The organism is Rhizobium sp. 57MFTsu3.2 (assembly GCF_012932765.1).
In the GTDB taxonomy this organism is placed as follows: domain Bacteria; phylum Pseudomonadota; class Alphaproteobacteria; order Rhizobiales; family Rhizobiaceae; genus Rhizobium; species Rhizobium altiplani.
The window spans coordinates 98,873-112,628 of record NZ_JDWI01000007.1 but is presented as its reverse complement, the minus strand read 5'-3'; the positions used below and the strand labels follow the sequence as shown (position 1 = coordinate 112,628).

General features: G+C 60.0%; 9 protein-coding genes and 1 tRNA gene. 3 read left to right on the top strand and 7 right to left on the bottom strand.

Going from position 1 to position 13,756, the window contains the following annotated elements:
- Positions 1–88: 88 nt before the first annotated feature.
- On the bottom strand, positions 89–823 hold the full coding sequence (locus AF71_RS10235) for a polysaccharide pyruvyl transferase family protein (protein WP_169681223.1): 735 nt from the start codon (positions 821–823) through the stop codon (positions 89–91).
- Positions 824–1,174: 351 nt separating this feature from the next.
- On the opposite strand from AF71_RS10235, the gene AF71_RS10230 reads away from it, so the two are divergent.
- The gene (locus tag AF71_RS10230; RefSeq protein WP_062375956.1) at positions 1,175–1,918 is read left to right on the top strand and encodes a hypothetical protein; all 744 of its coding nucleotides are present in this window, start codon (positions 1,175–1,177) and stop codon (positions 1,916–1,918) included.
- 152 nt (positions 1,919–2,070) lie between these two features.
- On the opposite strand, the gene AF71_RS10225 is transcribed toward AF71_RS10230, so the two are convergent.
- Both AF71_RS10225 and AF71_RS10220 read right to left on the bottom strand, forming a co-directional pair.
- Positions 2,071–2,147 (bottom strand) — tRNA-His (locus tag AF71_RS10225).
- Positions 2,148–2,274: 127 nt separating this feature from the next.
- Positions 2,275–2,724: a phasin gene (locus tag AF71_RS10220; protein ID WP_018856846.1), complete on the bottom strand. Its 450-nt coding sequence runs from the start codon at positions 2,722–2,724 to the stop codon at positions 2,275–2,277.
- A 215-nt stretch (positions 2,725–2,939) separates the two neighbouring features.
- Here AF71_RS10220 and AF71_RS10215 point away from each other — a divergent pair, with 215 nt between their 5' ends.
- On the top strand, positions 2,940–6,614 hold the full coding sequence (locus AF71_RS10215; RefSeq protein WP_169681220.1) for a PAS domain S-box protein: 3,675 nt from the start codon (positions 2,940–2,942) through the stop codon (positions 6,612–6,614).
- Positions 6,615–6,837: 223 nt separating this feature from the next.
- On the opposite strand, the gene AF71_RS10210 is transcribed toward AF71_RS10215, so the two are convergent.
- Entirely contained in the window at positions 6,838–8,790 is a 1,953-nt protein-coding gene (locus AF71_RS10210; protein ID WP_169681219.1) for an acetoacetate--CoA ligase, read from the bottom strand.
- 163 nt (positions 8,791–8,953) lie between these two features.
- Here AF71_RS10210 and AF71_RS10205 point away from each other — a divergent pair, with 163 nt between their 5' ends.
- Positions 8,954–10,834, top strand: coding sequence for an AsmA-like C-terminal region-containing protein (locus tag AF71_RS10205; RefSeq protein WP_112668177.1), 1,881 nt, complete (start codon positions 8,954–8,956; stop codon positions 10,832–10,834).
- Here the strand turns inward: AF71_RS10205 and AF71_RS10200 are convergent, their stop codons facing one another.
- The 3 genes from AF71_RS10200 to AF71_RS10190 are packed head-to-tail and all read right to left on the bottom strand — an operon-like array spanning position 10,835 to position 13,713.
- Positions 10,835–11,653: an ABC transporter permease gene (locus tag AF71_RS10200; protein ID WP_169681217.1), complete on the bottom strand. Its 819-nt coding sequence runs from the start codon at positions 11,651–11,653 to the stop codon at positions 10,835–10,837.
- Positions 11,654–11,655: 2 nt separating this feature from the next.
- A complete protein-coding gene (locus AF71_RS10195) occupies positions 11,656–12,567 on the bottom strand; it encodes an ABC transporter permease subunit (protein ID WP_062375944.1) in 912 nt (303 codons plus the stop codon).
- Positions 12,568–12,570: 3 nt separating this feature from the next.
- Positions 12,571–13,713: an ABC transporter ATP-binding protein gene (locus tag AF71_RS10190; RefSeq protein WP_169681215.1), complete on the bottom strand. Its 1,143-nt coding sequence runs from the start codon at positions 13,711–13,713 to the stop codon at positions 12,571–12,573.
- Between the last annotated feature and the right edge of the window lie 43 nt (positions 13,714–13,756).

The window sequence follows — 13,756 nt, the reverse complement described above, 5'->3', positions numbered from 1 at the left end:
CTGGCTAAGCTTTCCGGGTTCGCCGGTGATAAGCCTTTGAGACCGACCATTCTTGGAGAGCGATCAGGATGGCCCAGAATCTTGGAAGTCACTTGAAAGGAAAAGACGAAACTAGCTGGTCAAGCAAGTGGTTGCTTGGCGTGGAGACAGTTAGGTCTTCACCCTTGATTCCATTGCTCAATATTTCATGGAACTCGACCGGAGGCGAAAACGCAACTCCTCGCTGTGCCTCATAGTCTCTGAACTTGAAGCCATCGCCTTTAATAGAGTTTTCCGGCGCTACCCACCTTGACGGTACAACGTACGCATCGGCGACAATGAGCCCGTGCAAGCTGCTGGAGACGATCACGTCACACGCCGAAATCAGCTCGCAAATCTCCTTCGGCTTCTGCAGGAGATCGATAATCTGCCATCCTTTAGGAAGGCTGCTCGCGTACCTGGCCCTGAAAAGCGGAAGGGTTGCAAAATGAGGGATAATTCCAACAGCGAATTGCTTAATGCCCCGCATAGGCCAGAGCCTGGGGAGAAGGAGAGCCGGGTCGCCCAACGGCAAACGTTGCTTCACTCTCGCGGCCGTGAGCGGCCCGCGGACGGCATGAAATTTCAATCGTTGCGGCCACACGGCCGCAGAATTCTCGTTCATGAAACCCGAGCCCCAGACATGCAGCGTTCTCCAGGGACGTCTTGAAAGAAGCGGAACACTCGCGCCCTTCTTTCTTCTGTAATAGGAGTCCAGAATGCTGCCAACGCCGAGGAGTTCCGCGGAGCCATGCTTGACGTAGTTGGCTTTGAGGCCAAACATTCCCTCCAGCAAATCAGCCATTAGGTTGTCGCCGAAGTTCTCCGCCTCCTGACCGAACCGGCTACCTACGGAAGCCGCATATACATTAATAGTCCGGGACATCACATACGCTCGCAGAGCCAAAGACTTCGATCTGAAGCAGATCGAGGTAATCGGCGGTTGACGCTTCGAACGGAAAAACACCAAGGGCGCGATCTCATTGGCGCTGAATTTTCTCCTTTCAGATGCCACGAAAAGCCCAGTCGCGTTCTTGAGTTTGCCCTTTCTCTTACGATTTTTTTCACTACGGACTCCAAATCCATGTCGGGTTCGCATACAGGGTTGCTTGGGCGAAAGCCAGCCAATTGGTGGCAATCTGTAGGTGACGCAAAAGTGAAAATCGACGTAACGATCATTGCCGGTCGTCGACCGGAACTCCTGCGCGCGACACTGGACAGCTTCTCCCATCGAGCATTTGCCCACCACGATGTGCAAAACGTCTTCGTAAATATTGATCCCATATTCGGAGACGAGGCTGACTTAGGGGCCTGCGTCGAAGTCGTAAGGCGCTACTTCCCATCACCTGTTATTTTCACGCCCTTTGACGCGGGCTTTGGTTCCGCGGTGAAAAGGCTCTGGTCGTCGACGACGAGCGGCTTCGTCATGCACCTGGAAGACGACTGGCTGGCGTTGGATGACATCGACTCTCGCATCGAGGCTTGTTTCGAGTCTGAGAACGTCAAGCAGGCATCATTCCACACTGCCAATCAAAACTGGGACATAGCGAGGCGGGGATATCTTCATAGACGCAGGCGCTACACGACCATCTTAGGCATCAAGCTTCCGCTTCCTAGAACTTATCCGAAATTCACGACATCTCCCTCGGTTATTGAGGGCAATTTCGCCAGGATGAGCGCCGTTCTTATGGACCCGCTCTTCGATCCGGAGAAGCAATTCTATTCAGGTGTGAATTCGGCCTTGGAGCGCGCCGTCGCAGGCTACGATAACTATATATTCTCTCCGGACCGCAAGCCGATAGTTGAGGACACCGGACGCACGTGGCGGGAAGAACGGGGGATCTCGAAAAACATTCGCAATGCCACCTCTTTTTGGGAGGGCGCGGACGGCGGAAGCTGACCCGACGAGCTTTTGGCGGTATTGCCACGCCAATTGCAGAACGCCTAGACCTTCAACGCGCCAGATGTTCGAGACAAGTTCCAAGTAGCATTCCCGGAACATGGTTCCCGGGCGGACAGGGTCGGTTGTACTCTGATTTCATTGTGGAAGAATGGTACGGTTGGGGGGTCTCGAACCTCCGACCTCAGGTGCCACAAACCTGCGCTCTAACCAACTGAGCTACAACCGCACAAGTCGCGTCCGACGCGACGGGGGTCACATACGAGGACTTGGAAATTAATTCAAGCCCTATCTCGCCCCAATATACAAAAAGGCCGGACAAATGGTCCAGCCTCTTCGTGTGTCCTGTTAAAGAATCAGGCCGCCTTGAAGGAGGCCATGACCTTTTCAGCTGCTTCCTTGGAAGGCTTCGCAAGCTTTTCGGCAACCTGCTTGGAGGTTTCCTGCATGGTCTTCGCCTGCTCGATCGTCAGCTCGACCTGCTTGCGCAGGAAAGTCGTCTGGAGTTCGACGAGCTCGGCGACCGACTTGACTGCAAGCAGCGCTTCCATGTGGGTCAGCGAGTTTTCCGCGTTCGTGCGCAGAGCGTCGATCGCCTTGTGGCCGATTTCAACAGCGCCGGCCTGGGCAGTCTGAACCGTGACTTCGAGCGTCTTGCTCGCTTCTTCGCCGGCGCTCTTCATCTTGGCATAGGCTTCACGCGACTGCTGTGCGCCCTTTTCCGCGAAGTCGCGGAAAGATTCAGTGAACTTGGAAGGATCAAACGACGACATTGAAAAAACGTCGTCCATCTTTATGTTAGCCATTGGTTTGCGCTCCTTTTGCCTCGGCATGCGTGATGGCCTCGTAGGTTAGATGTCCATTATATAGCGCAGATTTTTGTGCATTGCAACATACTTGTGCGGCGCACAATGCGTTAACCTTTCCAGCCGAAAGCCGGACGCCGTTCTGGACCCCGTTCCGGGCTATCGTTATTAATAGACTATTAATTTTCACGATGACCGAAGCCGAAGGTTCGATCATGCCCGCAGTGCAGTACCCGTTCATCGACATCGCCGTGCATGCCCGGGTACGGGAACGCTTTTCGCGTGGCGAAGCGATGGTGCTGCTGTCGGCGGATCTCGGCCGCGCGCTCTGGGCGAACGGCGCCGGCGCCGAGCTCTTCGGGCAATCGGCGGTCTACGATCTGCTCGACCAAGGCATAAATGCGGCTGACATCACCTTTCGCCAGCTGGAAGCCACAGCCCGGCAGCTCGCGAATGTCGGCGACAGCCGCAACTTTATGATCCGCATTGCCCGGGGCTTCCAACGTGTTGCCGTTCAGGCAACTGTCGAACTGATCCGCCTTTCTTCCGGGGAGCGCGCGGTTCTTCTGTCCCTGCCGGTTGCGACCAACGCCCTGTCGATCAAGGCATCCGCCGAACGGATGCTCAAGGGACTCGACGATCCGGATACGCATATGGCTGTGATCGGCGCCGACGGCGAAATCATCGCCGCGTCGCCCGGTTTTGCCGCGCTGGGCGTCACGGAGCAAACCGCCAAGGCCATGACGACGCTTGCGGGCGGCCACGCGGACCGATTGGTGAAACGGCCCGTTGCCACCGGCAAGGGCCTCCTTCCGGCCGCCGTCGGACGACTCAGTGACGAGCCGGCCCTCAATCTCCTATTCGCCGTTGAAACCGTCATCGGGCATCTCGACCCGATCGACTCTCAGGCGCCCGCAGAGGACTTTTCCACAGCCACCGTTAACCATAAGGAGGCACCGCAGGTCGCGAGCTTTGTCGACGCGATCGATGCCATTGCTGGCATCGAGGACATGGAAGAGCTTCCCGAGGAGAACAATCACGAGGGCGAACCCGAAGCCATGACCACGGAAGCTGCCGCAATCGCCGAGGAGGCGATCGGCGCTGAAGCGATGGGCCAGGAAGCCGAACCGCTGCCGGCTCCGACGGACGAGGCTGCCGAGGAACCGAACGCAACCGAGACAACGCCGGAACGCCTGACGGATGAACCCGCTGTGGCCGCTGCCGTCGCATACAGTCCTGCGGAAGCACCAGCAACCGAACATGTGGGAGCCGCCGCCGATCAGGATGCCGCCGCCGCCCCTGAGATAGAGCAGTCGGAGCCAGCCCGGGCCGCCAAGGCGGGTACCTTTGTGTTCAATCCAAATAGCCGCGCGACCCGATTTGTTTGGAAAATCGACGCGGCGGGACGGTTCAGCGAGGTGTCGAGCGAATTTGCCGAGGCGGTCGGACCACATGCGGCTGACATCGTCGGCACGCCCTTCAGCGATATTTCGGCACTCTTCAATCTCGATCCCGATGGCAAGATCAGCGAAGCTCTGGCGCGGCGCGACACATGGTCGGGCAAGACAATCAACTGGCCGATCGAAGGGACGAGTCTGGCAGTCCCGGTCGACCTCGCGGCCCTGCCCACCTACACCCGAAGCCGGGAATTCGACGGTTTTCGCGGCTTCGGTGTCGTGCGCCTGTCCGATGCCGCCGAAGATCCTTTGGCGCTAGGCCTGACACTTGGCCCGAACGGCATCGACGCGGCAGCGCTCGAGCAGCAGGCGGAAACCTCTGACGACGCAGCGTTGTCGGCGCTCGCCGATGAAGTGGCGACCAGCGAGCCGACGGTGGTGGAGACGGCCGCCCCGGCTTTCGAGCCGGCTGCAGAAGAGGCCGCAACCACCGAAGCTGACATTGAGGCGACACCCGAGCCGACGAAACCACAACCATCAGCAGAGCCGCCGGCCCTGCGGATCGTCGAAAGTCCGAGCCGCCGCCTGACCGACAAGATCGTACAGCTCCACGGGGCCGGGCCGCAGCTCACCTCCGCCGAGCAGGCAAATTTCCGCGAGATCGCCAAGCGTCTCGAAGCCTTCGGCGTTCGCGAGCCGCGCAGCGACGACGAGCCTCGGGTAAGCGAAACCGGGAAGCGCGACATCGCGGCAGCGGAAACGCCGAAGGCCAGTATGCATGCTGATCAATCCTCCGCATTCGAGGACGATTCGGTAGACGCCTCGCCTGAACAGAAAGAGGGTGACGAGGCACAGCCTTCTGTCAACGAACCCGAGACGGTCACTTCGGCCTCCGCACCCGACGACGGTGTGACCGAGGGGTTGGAAGAAACCGTCAGCCAGATGGATATGCTGGCGAGCTTCATTCCGCCGCGCGCAAAGATGGGCGCCGGCCTGTCCGCGGCTGCCATCGACCAGCTGCCTGTCGCCGTCCTCGTGCATGCGGGCGACCAGTTGATCCACGCCAACCCGGAATTCATGCGACTGACCGGCTACAAGTCGCTGGAAGCCCTGGGCGAGGTCGGTGGCATCGATGCGCTGCTGCAGCGCTCGGAGCTCGAAGGAAGTGCCGGCCGCTCCGGTTCGATGATGCTGGTAACGGTCGATGATAGTCTCGTTCCGGTCACGGCGCGGCTGCAGTCCATTCGCTGGGAGGAAAGCAGCGCCTTGATGCTGGCGTTGATGCCGGCGGCAAGCGACGCGGCAGTTCGCGCGCGCCCTGCGCCGCCCGCAGAGCCTCGTTCGTTCGAAAGGATGCTGGAGAAGGTCGCCAAGCTGCAGGTGGAAGTCGAAGAACTGCGCTCGATCCTGGAAACGGCGACCGACGGCGTCGTGGTGATCGGCGCTGAAGGCGACATCCGCTCGATGAACCGCTCGGCAAGCGCGCTGTTCAACTACGATGAGGACGAGACCCGCGGAAAGCCCTTCGTCATGCTGTTTGCGCATGAGAGCCAAAGAGCTGTGCTCGATTACCTCGGCGGCCTCTCGGGCCACGGCGTCGCAAGCGTGCTTAACGATGGCCGCGAAGTCATCGGACGCGAAGCCGGCGGCGGCTTCGTGCCGCTGTTCATGACGATGGGACGCCTCACCTCCTCGAGCGGCTATTGCGCGGTCATCCGCGATATCACCCAGTGGAAGCGTACCGAGGATGAACTGCGCAGCGCCAAGAGCGCAGCGGAGACGGCGAGCGAACACAAGACCGACTTCCTCGCGCGCGTCAGCCATGAGATCCGTACGCCCCTCAATGCGATCATCGGCTTTTCCGACATGATGGCGAGCGAGCGCTTCGGCCCGATCGGGCATCCGCGCTATGTCGAGTATGCCAACGACATCGGTCGTTCCGGACGCCATGTCCTCGATATCGTCAACGACCTGCTGGATATCTCGAAGATCGAGGCCGGCGAAATGGACCTCGATTTCGGCGCCATCGACCTGAACGAGGCGGTTTCGGAGGCGGTCTCGCTCCTCCAGCCGCAGGCCAACAGCCAGCGAGTCATCATCCGCACAGCCCTATCCCAGGCCGTGCCTGACGTCGTCGCCGACCTCCGTTCGGTCAAGCAGATTGCACTCAACATCCTGTCGAACTCGATACGGTTCACGCCGGCGGGCGGACAGATTGTCGTCTCCACCTCCTATGAGGCAAACGGCAGCGTCGTCTTGCGGGTGCGCGATACCGGCGTCGGCATGACACGGAGCGAACTGGACCAAGCCATGAAGCCGTTCCGTCAGGTGTCCGCGCAGTCTCGGCCGCGTGGCGAAGGTACGGGACTCGGCCTGCCGCTGACCAAGGCGATGGTCGATGCCAACCGGGCCATTTTCGCGATCAGTTCCGCACCCAACGAAGGCACGCTGGTAGAGATCGCCTTCCCGTCACAGCGGGTCCTTGCAGGCTGAACGAAAAAAGGCAGCCGGAGGGGCTGCCTGAGAGTTGGGGTGTGCTGTTCAACAAAGGCTTAGTTAAGCAACATCATGTTTCAGGAGCCCAAGGCTCCGGCTGCCTCGTTCATCTGCAGCCCCAAGTTAAATTCATTCATGACCAACGTTTCTTAGCGAAAAGTTGCCGCAGCCTTCAATCTGTTAACGGTGAAAGCTTGTAGTGGCCGGTTGCACCCGTTGCTCACGCGCGCAGTTCGGCAAGCCCCGCGAAGAGATCCAACGCCTCCGGATTGGCAAGCGCCTCCTTGTTCTTGACCGGCCGACCGTGGACGACCTCGCGCACCGCAAGTTCAACGATTTTCCCCGATTTGGTGCGAGGAATATCGCTGACGGCAATGATCTTTGCCGGCACATGCCGTGGCGAGGCGCCTGTGCGAATGCGGCTCTTGATCGCCTTCGTCAGGTCATCGGTCAGGAATACGCCGGGCGCGAGGCGCACGAACAGAACCACGCGGACATCGTCATCCCATTCCTGGCCGATGCAGAGAGCCTCCGCGACTTCGCCCATCTGTTCGACCTGATTGTAGATCTCCGCGGTTCCGATGCGGACGCCGCCGGGATTGAGGGTGGCGTCAGAGCGCCCGTGAATGATGATGCCCTCGTGCGCGGTCCACTCCGCGAAGTCGCCGTGGCACCATACATTGTCGAAACGCTCGAAGTAGGCTGCCCTGTACTTCGCCCCATCAGGATCGTTCCAGAACATCACGGGCATCGACGGAAAGGCCTTTGTACAGACAAGTTCACCCTTTTCCTGGCGAACCGGCCGGCCCTCGTCGTCCCACACATCCATCGCCAGGCCGAGGCCCGGCCCCTGGATTTCGCCACGCCAGACTGGCTGCAAGGGGTTGCCGAGGACGAAGCAGGAAACAATATCCGTGCCACCGGAAATAGATGCGAGTTGCACGTCTTCCTTGATGCCTTCGTAGACAAAGGAGAAGCCCTCCGGCGAGAGCGGCGATCCGGTCGATGTCATCAGCCGAAGACTGGAGAGGTCGTGAGTGGTGCGCGGCGTCAGCCCGCTCTTGCGCACCGCGTCGATATATTTCGCCGAGGTCCCGAAAACAGCAAACTTCTCGGCTGCCGCAAAGTCGAAGAGCACATTGCCGTCAGGCGCGAAAGGCGAGCCGTCGAAAAGGCAAAGCGTGGCACCTGCCGCCAAGCCGCTCACCAGCCAGTTCCACATCATCCAGCCGCATGTGGTGAAATAGAAAAGCTTCTCGCCGGGTTGAATTCCGCAATGCAGCCGGTGTTCCTTGAGGTGCTGCAACAATGTGCCGCCGACCGAGTGGACGATGCACTTCGGAACGCCGGTCGTTCCCGATGAGAAGAGGATATAGAGCGGGTGCGCGAAGGGCAGGCGCGTAAACTCGACAGAACGCGGCTCGAAGGGCGCGATGAAGTCGTCCAGCGTCTTGGCGCCGGGTGTTTCGTCGGCGACCGCGGCGGCACCCCCTGCATAGTGGACGACGAGGCATGGCGCGCCGAGTTGCTTCGTCACGGTCGCCACCTTGGCCTTCACGTCCTGCAGCTTGCCGCCATACCAATAGGCGTCGCAGGCGATGAAAAGCTTCGGCCCGATCTGGCCAAACCGATCAAGAACACCCTGCTCCCCGAAGTCGGGCGAACAGGACGACCAGATCGCGCCGATCGACGCGGCCGCCAGCATGCAGGCCACCGTCTCGGGCATGTTCGGCATCATCGCCGCAATCCGATCTCCGGGACCGATCCCCATTGCCTTGAATGCCTGCTGCAACCTGGAAACCAGGCCACGCAGCCGGTCCCAGCTCCAACGATCGGCAACCTTGTCCTCCCCCCGAAAGATCAGTGCATCGTCAGCGCCTTCTCCGGAAAGCAGGTTCTCGGCAAAATTCAACATCGCATCCGGGAAGAAGCGCGCATCGAGCATGACATCGCCATCGAGGAGCGCGCGTGCTCCGCGCTCGCCCTTGACGCCGCAGAACTCCCAGACCGATGTCCAGAACCGTTCCCTGTCGGCGACAGAAAAAGCGTGCAAATCATGGTAGCTTGTCAGGGAGAGATCGAAGTCACGGTTGCACTGCTGCATGAAGGCGTACATCGGGCTCGCTTCGACCGATGTGCGCGAAGGTATCCAGAGTGGCTTATCGTCGCGCATTCGAGACTTCTCCTATTTGTTCGCCTGTATACCATGCAATATCAGCTTATAAAGGGAGTGACGAGCAAAGTCAGAGGCTCGCGTTTGCATGCAGCTTGCATTTGATATATCGGGCATTTCAGAGCATTAACGGCGGCGACGGCCGAAAATACCGGCGGAATTCATGGGTACGTCAAGACAACCGCGATGGCGGAAGAAAATCAGACCCGTGTCACGCTGGCTGCCTGGCTTCGCCCGGCTTGCCACAGTCACCCTGCTTGTCGTCCTGTCGATCTTCGTGGCGCTTCGTGTCGCCGCCCCCTACCTGATTTCAACCGGCCTCGTTCGCTCCGGCATCGAGGATGCCCTGTCCAAATGGGCCGGCTATCGTGCCGAGGTCGCGGGCAAGCCGGTCATCGAATTCTGGCCGACGCCTCGCATCACCCTCAGCAAGATCTCGGTTCACCAGAAAGGCGACAGCAATAGGCTGCTCGGAACGATCGAAAGCCTCTCCGCCGAGTTCAGCCTGATCGATGCGATCCGAGGGCGCGCGAGCTTCCACGAGTTCCACCTTTTCCGCCCAAACCTGCAACTCACCCGTGAAAGCAGCGGCGTGATCGACTGGACCAATGAGGGGCTTCTGGCGCGAGCGATCTCAGGCGCGCGTGAGGAAGGTGGAAGAGAGGTTCTAGATCGGAAACTGGATGCCGCCGTCGGTGCCATCACAGTTGAGGATGGCACCGTCAACGTCGCCGATGTCGCAAGCGGTAGGACTTATCGCTTCGAGGGTGTGACCGCCGACGTCAGCTGGCGCAAACTGTCGAGTCCGATTACCGCCGTGCTGATCGCACGGATGAGTGGGCAGGATCTCAAGCTCGATTTCTCGTCCCCCAGCCCGCTTCTCATTTTCGGCGGCAACAAGGCCGAAATGAGCGGATCGCTGACTTCGAGCCTGCTCACGGCACGGTTCCAGGGACTCGCGAACATCTCGCATCTCTTTGACCTCTCCGGCAACATGGCGCTGAACATCCCCGATCTGCCGGCACTGTTGACATGGGCCGACCGCTCGCTGCCGGGTATCGCGACCCTCAAGACCTTCTCGATCGAGACCGATGTCGCTTCGGTTGCGAACGGATTCCGCTTCGACAATGTCAATATGAGCATGAATGGGTCGAATGCGAAGGGCGTGATGGACGTGGCCTTTCCGCCAGGCAAACGCGCCAAACTCGGCGGCACGCTGGCCTTCGACCAGATGAATTTCAGGTCGCTCTTCGATGCATTCGTGCTTCGTCTGGCCGCCGGCGAGGCTGGCGGACGGCCTGATGGCGGTGCGCTGCAGAAACTCGATCTTGATCTCCGGCTTTCCGCGAAACAGGCCCTCATCGAACCTTTCATCCTCTCCGATGTCGGAGCGGGCATCATCGTTTCCAGCAACGAGGCAAAGTTCGACATCGGTGACAGCGAGTTTGAAGGCGGCTCCCTGTCCGCTCATCTCGAGGCGATGCGCGGTGATTTCGACGGCGGCGGCAAACTGCAACTGTCGATCCGCGGCGCCGACTTCGCCGGGCTGATCGAGCGGCTTCAGCTGAAGGGGCCACTCCCCCTTGCCACCGGCTCTCTCGACATGTCGATCAAAACGACAAAGCCGCTCTGGAAGGTCGAAGCCGGCGACGTGACGGGCAGGATCGCTTTCCGCGCGCGCTCGGGCTCGCTTCCGGGCTTCGATGCGGAGGCCGTACGCGAAGAAGCCACGCGCGCGGACTTCTTCACGCTGAACGCGGTATCCCACCGTGCCTTTGCCTTTGACAATTTCGACATCGCCGCCGATCTCGCCGATGGCGTGGCGACCATCCATGGCGGCCGTATCGAAGGTCCCCAGCAGACGCTGATCCTTTCCGGCGTCATCCCATACCACTCGAATGGATTGGCACTGTCGGGGACGATCGAAGCAACTGACCCGACAGCATCGACGAGTTTCCCGCCTCTGCCGTTCTTCGTTGGCGGCGCGTGGCCGGAGCCGGTGATCTCCCCGGCTCCCGTCACGCAGCAGGGATCGACCAAATAGTCACGGCGCGTTTGCAGCCGCACGTTCGTCACGCTCGCGCTGCAGTTCACGGCGTTTCGTGATGGTGGAGGCGCAGATGACGCCAATCGCCACGACTGCAATGAGAATAGTGCAGACCGCGTTGATTTCAGGCGTTACCCCGAGACGGACCTGGCTGTAGATCTTCATCGGCAGCGTCGTCGCCCCAGGGCCGGAGGTGAAGCTCGCGATGACGAGGTCATCCAGCGACAGCGTGAAGGCGAGGATCCAGCCGGAAAGCACGGCAGGCGCGATGATCGGCAGCGTCACTTCGAAGAAGGTCCGCACCGGTGGTGCGCCAAGATCCTGCGCCGCTTCCTCAATCGACCTGTCGAACGTCAACAGTCGCGACTGCACAACGACGGCGACGAAGCACATGGTGAGGGTGGTGTGCGCCAGCGTGATCGTCCAGAAGCCGCGGTCGAAACCGATCGTCACGAACAGCAGTAGAAGCGACAGGCCGGTAATCACCTCGGGCATGACAAGCGGTGCATAGACCATGCCGGAAAACAGCATGCGGCCGCGAAAGCGCGTGTAGCGCACCAAGGCGATCGCGGCGAGCGTTCCAAGGACCGTTGCCGCCGTGGCCGAAAGGAGGCCGACGCGGATCGTCACCCAGGCGGCATCGAGCAGAGCCTGATTGTGCAGGAGCGAGACGTACCATTTGGTCGAGAAGCCGCCCCAGACAGTCACCAGCTTCGACTCGTTGAAGGAAAACACCACCAGCAGGACGATCGGCAGATAGAGAAACGCAAAGCCGAGCGCGACGGAGGCGATGTTGAAACGGGTCCATCTCAGCATGTCTATCTCCCCTGCTCGTCGGCCTTGGCCTGCGCGTTCTGGAAGAACACGATCGGGATCACCAGGATCAAGAGCAGGATCGTCGCCACCGCCGAGGACACCGGCCAATCGCGGTTGGAGTTAAACTCGTTCCACAGCGTCTTGCCGATCATCAGCGTCTCCGATCCGCCAAGCAGGTCGGGGATAACGAACTCGCCAACCGCGGGGATGAACACCAGCATGCATCCGGCAACCACACCTGGCAGCGACAGCGGGAAGGTTACCCGCCAGAATGCGGTAATCGGCGTGCAGCCGAGATCCTGCGCTGCCTCGATCAAGGTGCCGTCCATCTTTTCCAGCGAGGAATAGAGGGGCAGGACCATGAACGGCAGATAGGAATAGACAATGCCGATGTAGACCGCGACATTCGTGTTCAGAATGATCAACGGCGTATCGATGGCGTGCACCGACAGTAGCAGCTGGTTGAACAATCCCTCCGGCTTCAGGATTGCGATCCAGGCGTAGACGCGGATTAGGAAGCTCGTCCAGAACGGCAGGATGACGAGCATCAGTAGCGTCGGACGGATGCTGCGTGGGGCCTGGGCCATGCCGTAGGCGATCGGATAAGCAATCAGCAGCGTAAGGAACGTCGATACGCCAGCGATCACGACGCTCGATATGTAGGCGTTCAAATAGAGCGGGTCGTCGAGCAGATAGCTGTAATTCTCGAAGGAAAAGGTGCGCATCTTCGCCCAGAACTCGGCCCAGCCGTCAGCCAGAGCAAAGACCGGCTCGTAGGGAGGCATGGCGATTGCCGTCGTCGAGAGCGATATGCGGAAGACGATGAAGAACGGCGCCATGAAGAACAGCAGCAGCCAGACATAGGGAATGATGATGACCAGGCGATTGTAGAATGCGGAACCGAGCTTGCCCATGGTTCAATCCTTGAGGAGGACGCCGGCATCCACGGCGAAGGTAATCCAGACTTCCTGGTCGTAGGTGAACGGGTCGTCGACAGCGCGCTGCGCATTGAGGAGCGAGGCCTTGACCACCTTGCCGCTCTTCAGCTTCACGTGGAAGACCGTCATGTCGCCGAGATAGGCGATGTCCCACAGCTCCCCGGACGCCGCGTTTACCCTTGGATTGGCTGGCGGCTTGCGCGAGACCTTCAGCTTTTCCGGACGGATGGCAAAGCCGACTGGCGCGCCCATTGCCGGCTTTTCGGGAGTGACGACACTGATCGAGAAATTTTCGTCGACGGCGATCTCGACGGTGCTGTCGTTCGTGCTCGCGACCTTGCCATCAAAGATATTTACGTCGCCGATGAAGTCGGCGACGAAGCGGGAATTCGGCGCCTCGTAGATCTCCGCCGGTGTCGCGACCTGGATGACCTTTCCGTGGCTCATGACCGCAATGCGGTCCGCCATGGTCATCGCCTCCTCCTGGTCGTGGGTGACCACGACAAAGGTCAGGCCGAGGTTTTGCTGCAGGTCCATGAGCTCGAACTGTGTTTCCTCGCGCAGCTTTTTGTCGAGCGCGCCAAGCGGTTCGTCGAGCAACAGCACCTTCGGTCGCTTGGCAAGGGAACGCGCCAGGGCCACGCGCTGGCGCTGGCCACCGGACAGCTGGTTCGGCTTGCGCGTGGCGAACTTCTCGAGCTTCACCATCTTCAGCATCTGCAGAACGCGCTCGGTGATCTCCTCTTTGGGCATGCCATCCTGGCGCAGGCCGAAGGCGATATTCTTCTCCACCGTCATATGCGGAAACAGCGCATAGGACTGGAACATCATGTTGACCGGTCGCTTGTACGGTGGCGTTCCAGCCATGTCGGTACCGTCGAGGACGATTTCGCCCGAGGTCGGCTGCTCGAAGCCTGCAAGCATGCGCAGCAGCGTGGATTTCCCACATCCGGAAGCCCCAAGCAGGGCAAAGAACTCACGATGATAAATATTCAGGGACAGGTCATCGACGGCGGTGAAGTCACCGAACCGCTTCGTGACGTTATTGAACGATATGAACGGCTTCGATGCCGGGTCTGCCCACGGCGCAAAGGAACGGCGAATATTGCCAAGTGACTTCATTATGTGCCCCGAAAAGTCATTTTGAGAACCGACGTCCCCGCAA